Annotated in this window: 18 protein-coding genes; 11 read left to right on the plus strand and 7 right to left on the minus strand. The window is 42.5% G+C overall.

Annotation, left to right across the window (positions count from 1 at the left end):
• Positions 1 to 152 precede the first annotated feature (152 nt).
• A complete protein-coding gene (locus HMPREF1518_RS08230) occupies positions 153 to 2,381 on the plus strand; it encodes an HAD-IC family P-type ATPase (protein WP_000876385.1) in 2,229 nt (742 codons plus the stop codon).
• 59 nt (positions 2,382 to 2,440) lie between these two features.
• Here HMPREF1518_RS08230 and HMPREF1518_RS08235 read toward each other — a convergent pair whose 3' ends face one another.
• The 4 genes from HMPREF1518_RS08235 to HMPREF1518_RS08250 all read right to left on the minus strand — a co-directional run bounded on the left by HMPREF1518_RS08235 (position 2,441) and on the right by HMPREF1518_RS08250 (position 6,337).
• The gene (locus HMPREF1518_RS08235; RefSeq protein ID WP_000818322.1) at positions 2,441 to 3,352 is read right to left on the minus strand and encodes a PTS system mannose/fructose/sorbose family transporter subunit IID; all 912 of its coding nucleotides are present in this window, start codon (positions 3,350 to 3,352) and stop codon (positions 2,441 to 2,443) included.
• A 14-nt stretch (positions 3,353 to 3,366) separates the two neighbouring features.
• Positions 3,367 to 4,179: a PTS mannose/fructose/sorbose transporter subunit IIC gene (locus HMPREF1518_RS08240; RefSeq protein ID WP_001280325.1), complete on the minus strand. Its 813-nt coding sequence runs from the start codon at positions 4,177 to 4,179 to the stop codon at positions 3,367 to 3,369.
• A gap of 74 nt (positions 4,180 to 4,253) precedes the next feature.
• Positions 4,254 to 5,243: a PTS sugar transporter subunit IIB gene (locus HMPREF1518_RS08245; RefSeq protein WP_000021989.1), complete on the minus strand. Its 990-nt coding sequence runs from the start codon at positions 5,241 to 5,243 to the stop codon at positions 4,254 to 4,256.
• 281 nt (positions 5,244 to 5,524) lie between these two features.
• A complete protein-coding gene (locus HMPREF1518_RS08250; protein WP_033585460.1) occupies positions 5,525 to 6,337 on the minus strand; it encodes a Cof-type HAD-IIB family hydrolase in 813 nt (270 codons plus the stop codon).
• Between the two features lie 186 nt (positions 6,338 to 6,523).
• Here HMPREF1518_RS08250 and HMPREF1518_RS08255 point away from each other — a divergent pair, with 186 nt between their 5' ends.
• From HMPREF1518_RS08255 to HMPREF1518_RS08285, 7 genes are all read left to right on the plus strand, one after another.
• A complete protein-coding gene (locus HMPREF1518_RS08255; RefSeq protein WP_007522449.1) occupies positions 6,524 to 7,942 on the plus strand; it encodes an NCS2 family permease in 1,419 nt (472 codons plus the stop codon).
• A 54-nt stretch (positions 7,943 to 7,996) separates the two neighbouring features.
• Positions 7,997 to 8,704, plus strand: coding sequence for a CPBP family intramembrane glutamic endopeptidase (locus HMPREF1518_RS08260; protein ID WP_033585462.1), 708 nt, complete (start codon positions 7,997 to 7,999; stop codon positions 8,702 to 8,704).
• A 75-nt stretch (positions 8,705 to 8,779) separates the two neighbouring features.
• Complete coding sequence (folP, locus tag HMPREF1518_RS08265; protein WP_033585464.1) at positions 8,780 to 9,754, plus strand: dihydropteroate synthase; 975 nt, start codon at positions 8,780 to 8,782, stop codon at positions 9,752 to 9,754.
• 1 nt (position 9,755) lies between these two features.
• Positions 9,756 to 11,078: a bifunctional folylpolyglutamate synthase/dihydrofolate synthase gene (locus tag HMPREF1518_RS08270; protein ID WP_033585466.1), complete on the plus strand. Its 1,323-nt coding sequence runs from the start codon at positions 9,756 to 9,758 to the stop codon at positions 11,076 to 11,078.
• Positions 11,059 to 11,613, plus strand: a complete 555-nt coding sequence (gene folE, locus HMPREF1518_RS08275; protein ID WP_033585468.1) for a GTP cyclohydrolase I FolE — start codon at positions 11,059 to 11,061, stop codon at positions 11,611 to 11,613. Before HMPREF1518_RS08270 ends, folE begins: the two co-directional genes overlap by 20 nt.
• A gap of 148 nt (positions 11,614 to 11,761) precedes the next feature.
• A complete protein-coding gene (gene folK / locus HMPREF1518_RS08280) occupies positions 11,762 to 12,583 on the plus strand; it encodes a 2-amino-4-hydroxy-6-hydroxymethyldihydropteridine diphosphokinase (protein ID WP_033585470.1) in 822 nt (273 codons plus the stop codon).
• Positions 12,576 to 13,859: a membrane protein gene (locus tag HMPREF1518_RS08285; RefSeq protein WP_033585472.1), complete on the plus strand. Its 1,284-nt coding sequence runs from the start codon at positions 12,576 to 12,578 to the stop codon at positions 13,857 to 13,859. Before folK ends, HMPREF1518_RS08285 begins: the two co-directional genes overlap by 8 nt.
• A gap of 51 nt (positions 13,860 to 13,910) precedes the next feature.
• On the opposite strand, the gene HMPREF1518_RS08290 is transcribed toward HMPREF1518_RS08285, so the two are convergent.
• A complete protein-coding gene (locus HMPREF1518_RS08290) occupies positions 13,911 to 14,228 on the minus strand; it encodes a DUF960 domain-containing protein (RefSeq protein WP_000886045.1) in 318 nt (105 codons plus the stop codon).
• Positions 14,229 to 14,433: 205 nt separating this feature from the next.
• Here HMPREF1518_RS08290 and ccpA point away from each other — a divergent pair, with 205 nt between their 5' ends.
• The gene (gene ccpA, locus HMPREF1518_RS08295; RefSeq protein ID WP_007519606.1) at positions 14,434 to 15,444 is read left to right on the plus strand and encodes a catabolite control protein A; all 1,011 of its coding nucleotides are present in this window, start codon (positions 14,434 to 14,436) and stop codon (positions 15,442 to 15,444) included.
• A 53-nt stretch (positions 15,445 to 15,497) separates the two neighbouring features.
• Here ccpA and HMPREF1518_RS08300 read toward each other — a convergent pair whose 3' ends face one another.
• Positions 15,498 to 16,460: an asparaginase gene (locus HMPREF1518_RS08300; RefSeq protein WP_033585474.1), complete on the minus strand. Its 963-nt coding sequence runs from the start codon at positions 16,458 to 16,460 to the stop codon at positions 15,498 to 15,500.
• A gap of 65 nt (positions 16,461 to 16,525) precedes the next feature.
• Here HMPREF1518_RS08300 and HMPREF1518_RS08305 point away from each other — a divergent pair, with 65 nt between their 5' ends.
• Positions 16,526 to 17,920 (plus strand): Cof-type HAD-IIB family hydrolase, encoded by a 1,395-nt coding sequence (locus tag HMPREF1518_RS08305; protein WP_033585476.1) that lies wholly within the window; start codon positions 16,526 to 16,528, stop codon positions 17,918 to 17,920.
• Positions 17,921 to 17,952: 32 nt separating this feature from the next.
• Here HMPREF1518_RS08305 and HMPREF1518_RS08310 read toward each other — a convergent pair whose 3' ends face one another.
• Complete coding sequence (locus HMPREF1518_RS08310) at positions 17,953 to 18,405, minus strand: universal stress protein (protein ID WP_000079164.1); 453 nt, start codon at positions 18,403 to 18,405, stop codon at positions 17,953 to 17,955.
• A 244-nt stretch (positions 18,406 to 18,649) separates the two neighbouring features.
• Between HMPREF1518_RS08310 and HMPREF1518_RS08315 the strand changes: the two genes are divergently transcribed.
• On the plus strand, positions 18,650 to 19,864 hold the full coding sequence (locus tag HMPREF1518_RS08315) for a pyridoxal phosphate-dependent aminotransferase (RefSeq protein WP_000657745.1): 1,215 nt from the start codon (positions 18,650 to 18,652) through the stop codon (positions 19,862 to 19,864).
• Positions 19,865 to 19,897: the final 33 nt, after the last annotated feature.

Genomic DNA, 19,897 nt, shown 5'->3' on the forward strand with positions numbered 1-19,897 from the left:
AAAAGGTTAGGGGAATCCTAGCCTTTTCTTAGTGCTTCTTAAAGTGGTGATAGATAATGCTTGCCAAGGGAGTTCTTCTTAGTTTAAGTCTTTAAGTGACAGAGGGAAAGATATGTGTTATTATAGTAGTACAAAAGGATATCGGAGTAGAAATGAAGTATTTAAGCAGCCAAGACATCAAGGATCGTCAACGAAACATCAGTGACATTAAACCTTATAAAACAACCAAGGAAATCGTCGTTTCAAATATCTTTACCTTCTTTAATGCTATGAACTTGGCTCTGGCAGTTCTGGTAGCCACAACCTTGCGATTTGAAAATATGCTCTTTTTAGGTGTGATTGCTATCAATACAGCCATTGGGATTTTCCAAGAAGTGCGTTCAAAAAATGCTTTAGAAAAGCTAAGTTTGCTAGGTAAAAGTAAGTACAAAGTCAATCGAGATGGTCAAACGATTGAGATTGATCCAGAAGATATCGTACTGGGTGAGTATCTGCATCTCAATCTGGGAGATCAGGTGCCTGTAGATGCAGAAGTGCTTGAAGGGAATATTGAAGTTGATGAGTCCTTGCTGACTGGTGAGAGTGATTCGGTCTTTAAAACAGTTGGTGACAAGCTGATGAGCGGAAGCAATGTTGTCAGCGGTACGTGTCTGGTCACGGCGACGGCGGTCGGACCCGATAGTTATATCAACAAACTTGCAAAATCCAGCAAGGAATTCAAAAAATACCCTTCTCAACTGCGCGATTATATGGATAAGATTTTAAAAATCGTCTCTATCTTGCTAGTGCCAGTTGCGATTCTGCTTTATGTCAGAGGTTTTAGTCTAGGACGGTCTTATGTTGAAATTGTCTTGGGAAGTTCAGGTGCCTTGGTCGGCATGATTCCAGAGGGTTTGATTCTCTTGGTTAGCGTCTCCCTAGCGGTAGCAGCCATGAAGTTGGCTAAAAAGAAGGTTCTAGTGCAGGAGCTATACTGTGTAGAGACCTTGGCGCGAGTAGATGTTCTTTGTTTTGATAAGACTGGAACCATCACGACGGGGAATATGAAGGTCCAAGAAATGGATGCTAATGTAGCAGAGAAACTGTCTTCTTATTTGGCTTATTTCGAAGATGAAAATGCAACTTCCCGAGCTCTGAAGACTTACTTAACCTGTGAGAAAAAGTGGGAAGTTCAAGAAGTCGGTGCCTTTTCAAGTAAAAACAAGTATTCCTTTGTCCAAGTAAAAGACAGTGGGACCTATTTCTTCGGAGCCTATGAGTTTTTAGGCTTTACCCAGCCGATGGATGCCTACTATGAAAATCTAAAACAGCAAGGTTTTCGAATCTTGACACTCGCTCATAGCAAGGACCAGATTACTACCCCAGCCAATATGGAATTACTAGGTAACGTCGTTCTGTCAGATGAGATTAAGGATAATACCAAGGAAACCTTTGACTATTTCGAGTCTCAGGGAGTGGAAGTAAAGATTATCAGTGGAGATAATCATGTGGCTGTATATGGGGTTGCTCGTAAGGCAGGTTTTAAAGAAGAAGCCCGTGCGATTGATATGACCAAGGTGAGTGATGAGAACTTTGAAAGAGTGGTTTTGGAGCATGATATCTTTGGTCGCGTGACACCAGAGCAGAAAGAAAAGATGGTGACCGTTTTGCAGAATGCTGGGAAAACAGTCGCCATGAGTGGTGATGGTGTCAATGATGTTCTGGCTCTCAAAAAAGCAGATATTAGTTTTGCTATGAATGGAGCCACCAGTGCAGCAAAAAGCGTCTCCAATATTGTTTTTCTCACAGATGACTTTGCAGTATTTTATGATATCTTGATGGAAGGACGCCGGGTCATTAACAACATCCAAAAGGTAGCCTCTCTTTTTCTAACAAAGACCTTCTTCTCCATCGTTTTTGCCATTTTGAGTGTGGTATTTGGTTTGGAATTTGCCTTTATCCCCATTCAGTTTACAATCATTTCAGCCATTACGATTGGGATTCCATCCTTCTTCCTGACTTTTGAGTCCAATAAAGAAAAGGTTAGCACTCACTTTATGAGAGATATCCTAACCAACGCGGCGATTGGTGGTGGCGTTCTGGTTGCTAGTGTTCTTTTGACCAATTTCTTTATCACTGTCCCAGGTCAGGTCAAATTTATTTGCTTCCTCCTTGCCCTGATCAATGGTCTGTGTCTAGTTGCCAAGGTCAGCTTGCCTTTTAATCGATACAAGATGCTTTTGCTCACGTTTTTGAGCCTTGCAGCCCTTGTTGGTGTACTTGCCAATACTTTTATCCTACAGGGAGCTTTTGTGCCTTTAGAAGCCAAACAGCTACTCTATGTTGCCATACTAGCAGTGGTGATTGGGTGCTTTCATTATCTTACTAGGAGAAAAAGTTGATACATAAAAAGAATCAGGTTTAATCCTGATTCTTTTTTGTTTATATATTCTCACCGAGATTACATGATACCGAAGAAACGAGCTGCGATACCAACTGCAAAGAGGGCAAGGATGATTGTGATTGGAGATACTTTTTTCTTAAGCAACCACATGCAAAGGAAAGTAAGGAGAAGTCCCATCAATCCTGGAATCAATGAGTCCAACTGACCTTGAAGCGTTTGTGGTTGAACTCTATCTAGGCTCATACCACTAAGCGCTTGACCAAGAATGCCCTTCAACTCAGCTCCTGTAACAGGACCTTCTGGGAAGTTGATGTAGGCACCTTCTGACAATTGTTTGCCTGGAAGGTTGATAGTGAAGTTGATGGATACCCAACGTTGTACAAGAACGGCAAGGATGAACATACCAAGGATAGAAGCACCTTTAGTGATGTCTTTCAAGATACCACCAGACATGTCTTTAGTGATCTCAGATCCAGCTTTGTAACCGAACTCTTGTGTGTACCATAGGAAGGCCATACGGATAGCATTCCATCCGAAGAAGAAGAGAAGTGGACCAACAAGGTTACCAGATGCAGCAAGTGATGCACCAAGAGCTCCAAGGATAGGACGAACTGTAAACCAGAATACTGGGTCACCGATACCAGCAAGAGGTCCCATCATACCGATCTTAACCCCTTGGATAGCCGCGTCATCGATCTCAACACCGTTAGCGCGCTCTTCTTCAAGTGCAAGAGTAACCCCCATGATTGGAGCAGCTACGTATGGGTGAGTGTTGAAGAACTCAAGGTGACGCTCAAGAGCAGCCGCTTGGTCTTCTTTTTTAGTGTACAATTTTTTGATAGCTGGGATCAATGAGTAAGCCCAACCCAAGTTTTGCATACGCTCGTAGTTCCAAGAACCTTGAAGGAATTGTGAACGCCACCAAACTTTTTGACGATCTGATTTTGATAATTGAATTTTTTCAGCCATGATTGTTCCCCTTTCTAGTAGTCTTCTAGGATATCACCGATTGGGTCGTTAGAAGTCGCAGCTCCGCCGCCACCGTTACCACCTTGTTTTGAAAGGTTAAGGTAGATGAAGGCAAGGGCAACACCGATGACACCAAGGGCAATCAAAGTCAATTGAGAGATTGCTGCAAGAGCAAAACCGATAGCGAAGAATGGCCATACTTCACGAGTTGCCATCATGTTGATAACCATAGCGTAACCAACGGCAACGACCATAGCACCACCGACAGCCATACCACCATTCAACCATTCTGGCATTAGGCCAAGAGCGTCTTGAACAGCAGAAGCAGGGATAGCGATAAGGAAGGCTGCAGGGATAGCGATACGAAGACCTTGAAGAACAAGGGCAAAGTAGTGAGCGCGTTCAACAGCCGCAATGTTTCCTTCTTTTGCAGCTGCGTCAGCTGAGTGAACCAAGGCAACTGAGATTGTACGAACAATCATTGTCAAGAAAAGTCCAGCTACGGCAAGAGGGATAGCTGTGGCTGTTGCGACGGCGATACCTTCGGTAGTAAAGTTACCACCTTTGATCAAGATGATCGCTGCGGCAACAGATGCAAGAGCAGCGTCAGGAGCTACAGCAGCTCCGATGTTAGCCCAACCAAGGGCGATCATTTGAAGAGATCCACCAAGCATAACACCTGCTTCGAGGTTACCTGTTACAAGTCCGATAAGGGTACATGCGACGATTGGTTGATGGAATTGGAATTGGTCGAGGATACCTTCAAGACCTGCAAGGAAGGCAACAACTACAACCAAGATAGCAGAAATGATTGAAATATCTGACATGGTTTTATTCCTTTTCTATTTAGTTTTAATAAAGTACTTAATCCTGTTTTCAAAAATGATAAAACAGATTAAAATTATTGGACGTTTGCTTTCTTAATCAAGTCAAACAAATCTTTTTTCGTGTCGTTTGGTACTTTACGTACATCAAATTCAACACCGAGGTCACGCATTTTTTCAAATGTTGCAACATCATCTTTGTCCATAGACAAGACGTTATTGATCATTGTTTTACCTGTTGAGTGGGCCATAGAACCAACATTAAGGGTCTTGATTGGTACGCCACCTTCGATGGCACGAAGGGCATCTTGAGGTGTTTCAAACAAGATAAGAGCATGTGTGTTACCAAAACGAGGATCTTTTGCAACCTCAATCAATTTTTTGATTGGGACAACGTTGGCTTTTACTCCGTTAGGAGCTGCTTGCTTGATCAATTCTTTACGCAATTCGTCGTTTGCAACGTTATCTGAAGCAACGATGATACGGTCTGCTTTTGAATCTGGTGTCCAAGCAGTTGCGACTTGTCCGTGAAGAAGACGTGTGTCAAGACGGGCAAGATTGATTTTCAATTTACCGTCCCCGATAACAGTTCCTTCTGGAATAGCAGCTTGGGCAACTGGAGCAGCCGCAGCACTAGCCCCTTCCTCAACTGGGTTAAGCTCTTCTGGAAGAGCTTTGATGCCATCTTTGGCTTCTTTAATGATATTCGCAGCGACTTTATCCACACCTGCAGTAGCGTCCATAAGGCGCTCAGTGTAGGCTTGGATCAACATCGGCAAGTTAAGCCCTGTGATGATGGCAAACTTACGCTCAGGATTTTCTCCCATCACGCGGCTAGCTTGGTTGAATGGAGATCCACTCCAAAGGTCAGCCAATACTAGAACCTCATCTTCTGCGTCAAATGCAGCCACAGCATTGTTGAATTTAGCGTAAAGGTCATCTGGACCTTCATTTGGCATAAAGGTTACAACTTGAACCTTTTCTTGTTCACCAAAGATCATAGATCCTGACTGATGAATACCCGCAGCAAATTCGCCGTGGCTCGCAATAATGATTCCGATACTCATTATTGTCATTCCTCCTTTTAAAATGTTTGACTTATAGGTTTCCTAAAAAACCTCAGACGTACCTAGTATAAATCGTTTTCATATAAAAATCAACTACTTTTTCGAAAATTGTAAAAGTTTTCAATGAAAATAGGCTTACAAAATGTTAATATATAAATAAATTCAAAAAATATATGAAAATAGCAATAGAAAATTTAATATAAAAATACTGAAAATGAGTGACCTTTATGAAAATAGAATGAAAATAAAAAGGAAAGATTGCAGGATAGGAATCTTCCTTTTTATAGGAATAAATTTTGTAAAGCGTGAGCTACCCCGTCTTCTTCATTGGTTAGAGGAAGTTGTTCGTCTGCATATGGAAGGAGAGAAGGATTGGCGTTTTTCATAGCATATCCCTTGCCTGCAAATGCCAACATTTCCGTATCATTATGTTCATCACCAAAGGCGATTAAGTCTTTTTTATCACGATTCATAACATTGAGCAAGTACTCTAGAGCAAAGGCTTTGTTTACACCCTTGGGAGTACACTCGAGGATGTTGAGTGGCCCACCCCAGGTGTTGATAGCTAGTTGGTGCTGATAAAAACGATTCATCTCGTCCGCTAGAGCGTATTTGTCCTCAACCCTTGTTTGCAAGAGAATGCAGTTAGGATTCTTGGTTACTCGTTCGGGTTTGAATTGATTTTCTGGTTGGAAGTTCTCTACGCCAAATAGTTTAGGGTCCGCAATTTCTTCATTCGGAGCTGTAATGTAAAATTTCTTACGGTATTCTCCTGCAATAAAGTCGGCCTGGATATCCTCTTTACGTTTGACCATATCTAGGAGATATTTTTTGTCCAAGGTTAAGCATCTTTCGTGCTCCCAAGCCTGTCCTGGTAGATGGGTAAGGGAACCATTAAAGTTAATCATAGGAGTATGTAGCTCTAGTTCGCGGTAGAAGTCTTTTGCCATGCGATACGGACGCCCCGTCGTGATGATAACATGGTGCCCTTTTTCTGAAATTTTTTTGATTGTCTCTTTGGTAAAATCGGAGAGCTTGCTTTCGCTATTGAGCAAGGTTCCGTCCAAATCGACTGCAATAATTTTTTTTGTCATATAAACCTTCCTAGTAGATTCCAGATAAGATGTCTACTATTATATCAAAAAGAAAGAAGAAAAACAGACTCAAAACAAAAAATAAAAATTTCATTTTGTTAAATAATTCAAACAAACATATTGAAAAGGTGAATGATAAATGATATAATACTCATATTGTTCGTAAAAAACAAAAGGAGATTTATGATGGACAAACTATTTAAACTAAAAGAGAACGGAACAGACGTTCGTACGGAGGTTCTCGCTGGTTTAACAACTTTCTTTGCAATGAGTTACATTCTCTTTGTAAACCCACAAATGCTTGCGCAGACAGGGATGCCTGCTCAAGGTGTCTTCCTAGCAACGATTATTGGTGCAGTAGCTGGTACCCTGATGATGGCCTTCTATGCGAACCTGCCATACGCTCAAGCACCAGGTATGGGACTCAATGCCTTCTTTACCTTTACAGTCGTATTTGGACTTGGTTATTCATGGCAAGAGGCCTTGGCTATGGTCTTTATCTGTGGGATTATTTCACTAATCATTACCTTAACAAATGTTCGGAAAATGATCATTGAGTCAATTCCAAACGCTCTTCGTTCTGCGATTTCAGCAGGTATCGGTGTCTTTCTTGCTTATGTAGGGATTAAGAATGCTGGCCTTTTGAAATTCTCTATCGATCCAGGAAATTATACAGTTGCCGGTGAAGGTGCTGATAAGGCGCAAGCAGCCATTACAGCAAATTCTTCAGCAGTTCCAGGCTTGGTTAGCTTTAATAATCCGGCTGTTTTAGTGGCTATTGCAGGTTTGGCGATTACGATTTTCTTTGTTATTAAGGGTATCAAGGGAGGAATCATCCTTTCTATTCTAACAACGACAGTTCTTGCTATCGCTGTTGGTTTGGTTGATGTATCAAGCATTGATTTTTCTAATAACCATGTAGGTGCAGCCTTTGAAGATTTGAAGACAATCTTTGGTGCAGCACTTGGCTCACAAGGATTGGGTGCTTTAATCTCAGACACTGCTCGTCTACCGGAAACACTTATGGCTATTCTGGCCTTCTCGTTGACAGATATTTTTGACACAATTGGTACTTTGATCGGTACAGGTGAAAAAGTCGGTATCGTAGCAACAAATGGTGAAAATCACCAATCAGATAAGTTAGATAAGGCTCTTTACTCTGACTTGATTGGTACTTCAATTGGTGCCATCGCAGGTACTTCAAACGTAACGACTTATGTCGAGTCTGCTGCTGGTATTGGTGCAGGTGGACGTACTGGATTAACTGCCTTAGTGGTTGCGATTTGTTTTGCAATTTCAAGTTTCTTTAGTCCACTTTTGGCAATTGTTCCATCAGCTGCGACGGCTCCAATTTTGATTATCGTTGGGATTATGATGCTTGGTAGTTTGAAAAACATCCATTGGGATGATATGGCTGAAGCTGTCCCTGCCTTCTTTACATCTATCTTCATGGGATTCAGCTACTCTATCACACAAGGGATTGCAGTTGGTTTCTTGACTTATACGTTAACAAAAGTTGTCAAAGGTCAAGCAAAGGACGTGCACGCGATGATTTGGATTTTGGATGCCTTGTTTATCCTTAACTATATCAGTATGGCGCTATAAATGATATAATAGAAAAAGGGGAGTCTCCCCTTTTTAATTATAAGGAGGTACATCATGAAAGATAAGACGATTTGGCAAGAGGTTTTAAACAGAGGGAAATGGGTGATCATCCTTTTGGTAGCTTTTGTTCTATCTCAATTTCCCATAGGACTTGCTTTGTTTTTAGCAAACAAACAGTTTCCGATTTTACAGTCAGGGCTCTTAGTAGGTGCTCTATCCATAGTCGTTTTGATTGTATTCATTATTGGTGCACGAAAAACACAACTTGCTACTTTTAATCTATCCTTTTTTAAGGCAAAAGACTTGGCTCGCTTGGTACTGAGTTATCTGGTGATTTTTGCGACAAATCTCTTGGGTTCACTCCTGCTTCGACTAACAAATGAGGCAACAACCAATAACCAATCAATACTGAATGGTTTGGTTCAGAATAGTTCCTTGATTTCAACTTTCTTCCTACTAGTCTTGATTGCGCCGATTTGTGAAGAAATTTTGTGTCGTGGAATTATTCCAAAAAAGATCTTCCGTGGAAAAGAAAAACTTGGCTTTGTTGTTGGTGCAATCGTCTTTGCCTTACTCCATATGCCAACCAATTTACCTTCTGTGATTATTTATGGAGGAATGTCAACGGTTTTGACTTGGACAGCCTATAAGACTGAGCGCTTGGAGATGTCCATTTTGCTTCATATGATTCTCAATGGTATTGCATTTTGTTTGTTGGCCTTATTGGTATTGATTAGTAGAAATCTAGGTCTATCATTCTAAACCATTGACCTACTTGGAAAAGATGAATACTAGCGTGTCCATCTTTTTCTTTTTATGGTAAAATAGAGAGATAATATGGTAAAGAACCTTAAGGAAGTGACCGTTATGTCCAATAAAGTCAACCACGTAAAAACAGCCATTTGCGGCATTATCAATGTAACCCCAGATTCCTTTTCGGATGGTGGGCAGTTTTTTGCTCTTGAGCAGGCGCTCCAGCAAGCCCGTAAATTGATAGCAGAAGGAGCGTGCATGCTCGATATCGGTGGAGAATCGACTCGGCCGGGCAGTAGCTATGTTGAGATAGAAGAGGAAATCCAGCGTGTTGTTCCAGTGATTAAAGCTATCCGTGAGGAAAGTGATGTCCTCATTTCTATCGATACATGGAAAAGTCAGGTGGCAGAGGCTGCTTTGGCTGCTGGTGCCAATCTGGTAAATGACATCACGGGTCTTATGGGTGATGAAAAAATGGCGGATGTGGTTGCTAAGGCTGGAGCAAAAGTGGTTATCATGTTTAATCCAGTTATGGCTCGACCTCAGCACCCTAGTTCACTCATATTTCCTCATTTTGGTTTTGGGCAAGCTTTTACAGAAGAAGAGTTAGCTGACTTTGAAAAAGTGCCAATCGAAGACTTGATGGAGGCTTTCTTTGAACGTGCTCTAGCGAGAGCGGAGGAAGCTGGAATTGCAAGAGAAAACATTTTGCTGGATCCAGGGATTGGCTTTGGTCTCACCAAGAAGGAAAATCTACTCCTTCTACGGGACCTTGATAAATTACACCAGCAAGGATATCCGATCTTTCTTGGAGTTTCGCGTAAGCGGTTTGTCATTAATATCCTGGAGGAAAATGGCTTTGAAGTCAATCCTGAAACGGAAGTCGGTTTCCGCAATCGGGACACAGCTTCGGCTCATGTAACCAGTATCGCTGCGAGACAGGGTGTGGAAGTGGTGCGCGTGCACGATGTAGCCAGTCACAGGATGGCGGTTGAAATTGCGTCAGCTATTCGATTGGCAGATGATGCAGAAAATCTAGATTTAAAACAATATAAATAAGATGAACGAAATTCAAAACAATCAATGGATTGCCCACTACCGGACGGACCAACCGCATTTTGGCTTGGAACGCATGGTAGAACTCCTAGCTCTGCGAGGCAATCCCCATCTCAAACTCAAGGTCATCCATATCGGAGGGACCAACGGCAAGGGGTCTACCATTGCTTTTTTGAAAAAGATGCTGGAAAAGCTAGGACTGAGAGTTGGGGTGTTCAGCTCGCCCTATCTCATTCATTATACGGATCAGATTAGCATTAATGGGGAATCCATTCCCGAGGCTAGGCTAGAAGCCCTCATGGCAGACTATCAGTCTTTGCTTGAGGGAGAATCTGCTGACAATTTGCAGGGAACAACTGAGTTTGAGATTATCACAGCTTTAGCTTATGATTACTTTGCCTCAGAGCTAGTAGATGTGGCTATCATGGAAGTCGGCATGGGTGGCCTTCTGGATAGCACCAATGTCTGTCAGCCCATTCTGACAGGAATTACGACTATTGGCTTGGACCATGTAGCCCTGCTTGGTGATACTGTAGAGGTCATAGCAGAACAGAAAGCTGGTATTATCAAACAAGGCATTCCTTTGGTGACAGGTCGCATTGCTCCAGAAGCCTTGGCTGTTATTGACCGCATTGCGGAAGGGAAAGATGCGCCGAGAATTGCCTATGGGACAGATTATCAGGTTGGTCATCAAGAAAGTGTGGTGACAGGCGAGGTCTTTGACTATACAAGTCCTGTCAGACAAGGTCGCTTTCAAACAGGTCTGCTTGGTTTGCATCAGATCGAGAATGCAGGGATGGCACTTGCTCTTCTAGACATTTATTGCCAAGAGATTGGGCAAGAATTAGCTAGCAATGACTTGCTTGCTCAAGCATTGAAAGAGACCAGATGGACAGGGCGTTTGGAGGTTCTGTCTAGCGAACCTATGATGATTTTGGATGGGGCTCATAATCCCCACGCTATCAAGGCTTTGCTAACTACTTTACAAGAACGCTTTGCGGATTATCATAAGGAAATCCTCTTTACTTGTATCAAAACCAAGGCTTTGGAGGATATGTTGGATTTGCTAGAGACGGTGCCGGATAGTCAACTGACTCTGACTTATTTTGATGATAGTCGGGCGACGGATGAAAGCGTGCTGAAAGAGATAGCCAAGTCTAGAAATCTCAACTACCAAAGTTGGCAGGATTTTCTAGAGCAGAAATTGACAGATAAAAAAGAAGAGAAACAAACAGTTAGGATTGTCACAGGTTCCTTGTATTTCTTGAGCCAAGTGAGAGCCTATCTGATGGAGAGGAAGAACGAGAATGGATACACAAAAGATTGAAACGGCTATAAAAATGATTATTGAGGCTGTTGGTGAGGACGCTAACCGCGAGGGCTTGCAGGAAACACCTGCTCGTGTAGCCCGTATGTACCAAGAGATTTTTTCAGGTCTTGGCCAAACTGCTGAGGAACATTTGTCAAAATCCTTTGAGATTATCGACGATAATATGGTAGTGGAAAAGGATATTTTTTTCCACACCATGTGTGAACACCACTTCTTGCCATTTTATGGTAGGGCGCACATTGCCTACATTCCAAATGGTCGTGTGGCAGGTTTGTCCAAGCTAGCCCGTACGGTTGAAGTTTATTCTAAAAAACCACAGATTCAAGAACGGTTGAATATCGAAGTGGCCGATGCCTTGATGGACTATCTGGGGGCTAAGGGAGCCTTTGTTGTCATTGAGGCCGAACATATGTGTATGAGCATGCGTGGTGTCAGAAAACCAGGTACTGCGACTTTGACAACAGTCGCTCGTGGTCTATTTGAAACAGATAAGGACCTAAGAGATCAGGCTTATCGTTTAATGGGACTATAATACCCTTCGAAAATCAAATTCAAACCACGTCAGCTTCACCTTGCCGTACTCCAGTACAGCCTGTGGCTAGCTTCCCAGTTTGCACTTTGATTTTCATTGAGTATAAAAAGAATCCGCTTCATGCGGATTTTTCTAGAAAGGACAAGTTATGGATCAACTGCAGATTAAAGATTTGGAAATTTTTGCCTATCATGGTCTTTTCCCTAGTGAGAAGGAATTAGGGCAGAAGTTTGTTATTTCCGCAAGCTTATCTTATGATATGACCAAGGCGGCGACAGAATTGGATTTGACAGCTTCTGTCCATTACGGAGAATTGTGTCAGCAGTGGACGACCTGGTTTCAGGAAAGCACTGAGGATTTGATTGAAACGGTAGCCTACAAACTAGTTGAACGTACCTTTGAGACCTATCCTCTTGTCCAAGAGATTGAGTTGGAACTCAAAAAACCTTGGGCTCCAGTGCATTTACCATTGGATACCTGCTCGGTGACCATTCGCCGTCGCAAACAACGGGCCTTTATCGCTCTGGGAAGTAATATGGGAGATAAGCAAGCAAACTTGGAGCAAGCCATTGACAACCTGCGAGCTCGTGGCATCCATATTCTCAAAGAGTCCAGTGTCTTGACGACGGAGCCTTGGGGTGGTGTGGAGCAGGATAGCTTTGCCAATCAGGTGATTGAAGTAGAAACCTGGCTACCAGCACCAGTCTTGTTAGAAACATTATTCGCCATTGAGTCAGAAATGGGACGGGTGAGAGAAGTGCATTGGGGGCCTCGCTTGATTGATTTGGACTTACTCTTTGTGGAGGACCAAGTCATCTATACAGACGACCTCATCTTACCTCATCCTTATATAGCAGAACGCCTCTTTGTCCTTGAGCCATTAGCGGAAATAGCCCCCCATTTTATCCATCCAATCTTAAAACAACCAATTCGTTACTTGGTTGACCAGTTGGAGCAAGGAAATGCCTAAGCTTTCTGAGACCTATAGCAAGTGGAAGAGTATCGGGGAGGGACTACTTGCTATTGTTTTAGGGCTTCTCTTGATTCGTTTTGGACAAGTTATTCCGCGAATGGGGTATCAGTTGCTGATGGGCTACTTTTCCTTGTCAGCAGTTTGGCACTTGTTGACTCGCTGGTTTCAAGATAAAAAACGTCGGGAAAACATCTTTGTAACCTTGGCTAAGCTGGTGGTTGCGGCTCTGGTGTTTGACTCTATCATCTTGCAAGACCTTGCCCTCTATCTCCTGGTTTTTATCATTGCGAGCTACCAGCTGTTTACGGGTGGCATTAGTCTTGTGACCTGGTCTCTCTATCGAAAAAATTCTATTCATCCTCGGCTCCATCATCTCTTTGATGCTGTATGGATGATAGGATTCGGGCTTTATAGCATCTCTCCTTTTCACGATGCAGCGAATTTTGAATTGCTCTTGCTTGGGTTTTACTTGCTCATGTTAGGGGCTAGTAGCCTTCGGGACGGTTTCTTTTTTGAAAAGATAGAAAACAATCCCAAGCTGAAGCGGCGTATGCGAATGACTCTGCCGATCTTTGTGACGGCTTTGATCCCTATCAGTACCTTGCGCAAATTGAATGAGTGGCTGTTAAGTCATGAAAGTCAAGAAGGGGAAGTTCATTCAGAAAGAAAAAACGACCAGACGGTTGATCTGGAAATTTTTATCCATACCTCAGAAACCTCCTTCTTCCTCGCTATGGGACATGTGGATATTTGTTACCAAGGGAAGGTTATTTCCTATGGCTCGTATGATCCTCACTCAGAGCGTTTATTCGGCATGGTTGGAGACGGTGTTTTGTTTAAGGCCAATCGGGAAAAATACATCGAACTCTGCAAGAGGGAAAGTCAGAAGACCTTGTTTGCTTACGGTCTGAGTTTGACGGACCAACAGAAAGCTGCTATCCAAGCTCGTTTAGAAGAAATAGAAGATTTGTTAATTCCTTGGGAGCCGAGCTCTCAATTGATGAAAAGAAGAGAGGGCGAGGTAAAGCATACCTACTCCTACCAACTGAAAGAGGAAGCAGATGCGACCCTCTATAAATTCAGCTCATCCGAGTTTAAGACCTACTTTGTTCTCAGTACCAACTGTGTCTTGCTGGCAGACTCTATCGTGGGAAAAGCTGGGACTGATATATTGAGTCCCCAAGGTTTCATTGTGCCAGGGACTTATCAGGATTACCTTGACTTAGAGTATACAAAACCAAACGGTCTAGTTGTCAGTCGATCCATTTATTAGAAAAAGAAAACTCTAGTTCCTCAGCAGTTTGCGCCGAGAAGCTAGAGTTTTTTAAAATAGGTCATTTTCTTCTGGAAGGAGGATGGTTTCTCTGCCGTCCAGGTCTAAAACAAGGACCCTAGGCGGGTAAAGCGGATCAAAAGGATGATTGAAATCAAAATCGATGCTAGTCGGAAGGTGCTGGCTAGAAAAATGGAAGGTGATGGTCCCCTTATTGTTGAGCAGTTGAAACTCAAGTTCTTCTTCTAATTCAAAGACATTTTTCAGGAAATGATCAATAATATACCATAAAGAGTCAATGACATCATCAGGCAGGCTGGTCACGACACCAAAACTAGCGGATCGTCTCTGTGTATTTGTAAAAGCCATGTTTTCCTCCCCCTTTTATTTTTCTTTATCATACAGCAAAATATCTCAAAAATCAAGAAATCGTACTCGCCTTTTCAAAATGAGAATGAAGAATGAAATTTTTTCAAAGTTTCTCCTAAAAATACTTGAAAGTGTTTACAATAAGTGATAAAATGGAGTAAGTAGATGCGTGAAAGCGAAATTTTCATTATAGAAAGGAAACGGAATGAACACAGATGATACAGTAACGATTTATGATGTCGCCCGTGAAGCAGGAGTTTCGATGGCAACAGTTAGCCGTGTCGTTAATGGCAACAAGAATGTTAAAGAGAACACTCGAAAAAAAGTCCTAGAAGTGATTGATCGCTTGGACTATCGTCCAAATGCGGTAGCCCGTGGTTTAGCTAGCAAGAAAACAACGACAGTCGGAGTTGTGATTCCGAACATTACCAATGGTTATTTCTCAACGCTTGCTAAGGGAATTGACGACATTGCTGAAATGTACAAGTATAACATTGTCCTAGCAAATAGTGATGAGGATGATGAAAAGGAAGTTTCAGTGGTTAACACTCTCTTTTCAAAACAAGTCGATGGGATTATCTTTATGGGCTATCACTTGACTGAAAAGATTCGTTCAGAGTTTTCTCGTTCACGGACACCGGTTGTTCTTGCTGGTACTGTGGATGTCGAACACCAACTTCCAAGTGTGAATATCGACTACAAACAAGCAACGATTGATGCTGTGAGCTATCTTCTCAAAGAAAATGAGAAAATTGCTTTTGTGAGTGGACCACTCGTCGATGATATCAATGGCAAGGTTCGTTTGATCGGTTACAAGGAAGCCTTGAAAAAAGCTGGACATTCTTATAGCGAGGGTTTGGTCTTTGAATCAAAATACAGCTATGACGATGGCTATGTCTTGGCAGAACGCTTGATTTCATCACAAGCTACAGCCGCAGTTGTAACAGGTGATGAATTGGCAGCGGGTGTGTTGAATGGTTTGGCTGACCATGGTGTATCTGTGCCAGAAGAGTTTGAAATCATCACGACAGATGACTCTCAAATTGCACGATTCACTCGTCCAAACTTGACGACTATTGCCCAACCTCTTTATGACTTAGGTGCTATCAGCATGCGTATGTTGACTAAGATTATGCATAAGGAAGAGTTGGAAGAACGTGAAGTTCTCCTACCTCATGGTTTGACAGAACGTCGTTCAACACGAAAACGTAAATAGAAAAAATCAGGGAATCGCGAGGATTTCCTGATTTTGCGTTCTAGAGAAGAGTTTTATCCTTCCATATAGTCTTTCAAAGCCTTCCCTTTTAATCCAGCATTAAGGGCAATTAATAATTTGAGGCGCGCTTTTTGAGCGTTGAGTTCTTTGACAAAGAAAACACCAGCTCGTTGCAACTGCACCCCTCCACCTTGGTAGGCGTAGACAGGTTCAGCAATACCATTAAAACATCGTGAGACCAAGGCGACTGGAATCCCTTTTTGGAGGAGATTTTCCAACTTTTGAGCTGTTTCTTTGGGAACATTGCCTGCTCCAAAAGCCTGAATGACTAAGCCATCCAGCTGTTCCAAGTCTAACATATCAATCAGCTCGTCTGTCATACCGGCATAGGATGAGATGATGGGAACTAGACCTTGAATATGCTCGAGATCAAACCGGACACGAGGTTCAGCCGTTTTAAAGTAGAGGATTTCTTGCTTCATGATGAGGCCAAGTGGTCCATGTGTTGGGGTTTGAAAGGTGCTGACGTTGGTCGTATGAGTTTTGGTAACATACTTGGCTGCGTGGATCTCGTCGTTCATGACGACCAGTACACCCTTGTCGGCTGCTTTGTCATCGCTGGCAACTCGCAAAGCGCTCAGATAGTTATAAACACCATCGCTACCAAGTTCGTTTGAACTACGCATGGCCCCTGTTAGAACGATGGGGATGGGCGGGATTTTCATGGTATCAAGGAAGTAAGCTGTTTCTTCTAAGGTATCTGTACCGTGTGTGATGACAACACCATCGTAGTTATCAGCTTCCTCTTTGATTTTATGATAGAGTGCAAGCATATGCTTGGGTTTGATATGAGGGCTTGGCAGATTAAAAAAGTCTAGGGCATGAACCTCAATCCCTTCAAGCGGATTGGAAACATGGTTCATGGGATTGTCCTGACTAGTTACAACGGCACCAGTGGCGTCTGCTTGCATGGAAATGGTCCCACCTGTATGCAAAACAAGGATTTTCTTAGGCATGATTTACTCACTCTTTCTGAAATGTGGTATAATCATTGTAACACAAAAGGGGAGAATGGGATAGGATGGAAGTCAAGGCTGTTTTTTTTGATATCGATGGAACGCTAGTCAACGATCGCAAGAGTGTTTTGAAATCCACTAAGGACGCGATTAAGATTGTCAAAGAGCAAGGAGTACTTGTCGGGGTAGCGACAGGACGAGGGCCGTTTTTTGTCAAGGAATTGATGGAAGACTTGGACCTAGACTTTGCGGTGACCTACAATGGTCAATACATTTTTAATAAAGAAAAGGTACTCTTTGCAAGTCCGATTGCTAAGTCAAGCCTGCGTCAACTGATTGCTTATGCTAAAAAGGAGCGTAAAGAAATCGCTCTTGGAACCGAGCATGCCGTTGTTGGTTCGAAAATTATGTCATTTGGTCTCGGATCCTTTTCGCAACTGGTTAGTCGTTTTATCCCAACTGTTCTGACAAGAACTGTTAGTCGTTCCTTTAATCGAATGGTCAGCAAGGCCGTTCCTCAAAAAGAAGACGACTTGCTTAACTTGATTAATCAACCCATTTATCAAGTTTTGATGCTGATGACGCCAGAGGAATCTGAGAAGGCAGCAGCCGATTTTGAAGACTTGAAACTGACTCGAAGCAATCCTTTTGCCGCAGATATCATTAACCAAGGAAATTCCAAACTAGAAGGCATTTGTCGGGTCGGGAAAGAATATGGCTTTGCTCTCAACCAAGTCATGGCCTTTGGCGATTCAGACAACGATCTGGAAATGTTAGCAGGTGTCGGTATGTCAGTCGCTATGGGAAATGGCAGTAGCAGTGCCAAAGAGGTTGCTAAACACATTACGGCAAGTAATCAACAAGATGGCATCCACAAGGCGCTTGAGCACTTTGGCGTTTTAGCTTCAGAAAAAGTGTTTGTCAGTCGGGACTACCACTTTAATAAAGTCAAGACCTTCCACCACATGATGGATGAACGAACTCAGGAAGAGCCACAGGCATGGGATGTTGAAGGTGCAACCTACCGCGCAGACTTTAAAATTGAAGAATTAGTAGAGTTTGTCCGCGCAGCAAGTTCTTCAGAGGAAGAATTCCAAAACTCCCTTGCAAGCATGCATGAGGCACTTGATAAGGCGGCAGAGAAAGTGGCGAAAAAGACGCCTGCGAAGCAAAATCTGGTCGGTCAAGTGGATGCTTTGATTGACACACTGTATTTTACATACGGTAGTTTTGTTTTGATGGGAGTAGATCCAGAACGTATTTTTGATATTGTTCATGAAGCGAATATGGGGAAGGTCTTCCCTGATGGGAAAGCTCATTTTGACCCAGTTACACACAAGATTTTAAAACCAGATGACTGGGAAGAAAAATATGCTCCAGAACCTGCCATTAAACAGGAGCTACAACGTCAGCTTAAGGCTTATGAGCGACATAAAGAAAGAAATAGAAATAATAAGTAACAAAAAGGAGCTCTAGGCTCCTTTTTTAATAATTATAATGTTTTTTCACTTTCTCTTACGACCAGCAAATCGACTTTTGCATGGCGGAGAATATATTCAGATGAAGAACCGACTAAGAGGCGTTCAAAGGCATTGAGACCTGTAGCACCAACTAAAATCAAGTCAACATTTTCTGCGTCCGGAATCGTCCGAGCGAGGAGAGTTTTGGGATTTCCCATTTCGATGACGATGTGGATATCCGTTAAACCAGCATCTTTTGCACGCTTTTCATACTCTTTCATCATACTTTCAGCGTCGGCTTGGAGTTCTTCGTAAACTTCAGCATCAAAGGTAGATACGCTTTGAAGAGCGCGTGTGTCAATAACATGGACAATGGTGAGCTTGGATTCATTGCGTAGAGCAGTGTAAACACCTTTGACGAAAGCCAAGTCCGCTTCTTTAGAACCATCAATTGCGACCATAACATTTTGGTAACGTTGTGCCATAATGAAACCTCCTGAAATTTTCTTACTTTTATTGTAACCCTTTTCACTAAAGAAGTAAAGTAAAAATCATATTTTAAACCATATTGTTGGTCATAGACTTAGTGCGTATATAGAAATAAAAGAAAAGAGAATTGGTGAGAATTCCCATTGTCCATTTTTTCTTTTACTTCCTTGTTTATGGAAGCTTGTCGCAGCGACTTTCTAGTGGTATAATGTTACTATCCTGACGAATTGAGGAAAAAAGATGAAAGAATTTAACAAATCTAGCAAGCTAGAGCATGTTGCTTATGATATCCGTGGTCCTGTTTTAGAAGAAGCCATGCGTATGCGAGCAAATGGAGAAAAGATTTTACGCCTGAATACAGGGAATCCAGCAGAATTTGGCTTTACAGCGCCAGATGAAGTCATTCATGATTTGATTATGAATGCGCGTGATAGCGAAGGTTACTCTGATTCTAAAGGGATTTTCTCAGCCCGTAAGGCTATCATGCAGTATTGCCAACTGAAGAAATTCCCAAATGTGGATATTGATGATATTTACCTTGGAAATGGTGTCAGTGAGCTGATTGTCATGTCCATGCAGGGGCTTTTGGACAATGGAGATGAGGTCTTGGTACCTATGCCAGACTATCCTCTCTGGACAGCGGCTGTCAGCCTAGCTGGAGGAAATGCCGTCCACTATATCTGTGATGAAGCTGCAGAATGGTACCCTGATATTGACGATATCAAGTCAAAAATCACTTCAAATACCAAGGCTATTATTCTCATCAATCCAAATAATCCGACAGGAGCTCTCTATCCCAAGGAACTCTTGTTGGAGATTATCGAGATTGCACGTCAAAACGACTTGATCATCTTTGCGGATGAAATTTACGACCGTATGGTCATGGACGGTCATGAGCATGTCTCAGTAGCTAGTCTGGCTCCAGATGTCTTCTGTGTCAGCATGAATGGTCTTTCAAAATCTCACCGTATCGCTGGTTTCCGTATAGGATGGATGGTCTTATCTGGACCTAAGACACATGTCAAGGGCTATATTGAAGGTCTTAATATGCTGTCTAACATGCGCCTTTGCTCTAACGTTTTGGCCCAGCAAGTCGTGCAAACCTCGCTAGGTGGGCACCAGTCGGTGGACGAATTGCTCCTTCCTGGTGGACGGATCTACGAGCAAAGAAACTTCATTTACAATGCCATCCAAGATATACCTGGTTTATCTGCTGTTAAACCCAAAGCCGGACTTTATATCTTCCCTAAAATTGACCGCAATATGTACCGCATCGATGATGATGAACAGTTTGTTCTTGATTTCTTGAAGCAAGAGAAGGTTCTCTTGGTTCATGGTCGCGGTTTCAACTGGCAAGAACCAGACCATTTCCGTATCGTTTACCTTCCTCGTGTGGATGAATTAGCACAAATTCAAGAAAAGATGACTCGTTTCTTGAAACAGTATCGTAGATAGGGCTTACATTAGAAAAAGCTGGAAACATTTGCC

This window comes from Streptococcus sp. SR1 (assembly GCF_000526075.1).
Taxonomy (GTDB): domain Bacteria; phylum Bacillota; class Bacilli; order Lactobacillales; family Streptococcaceae; genus Streptococcus; species Streptococcus halitosis.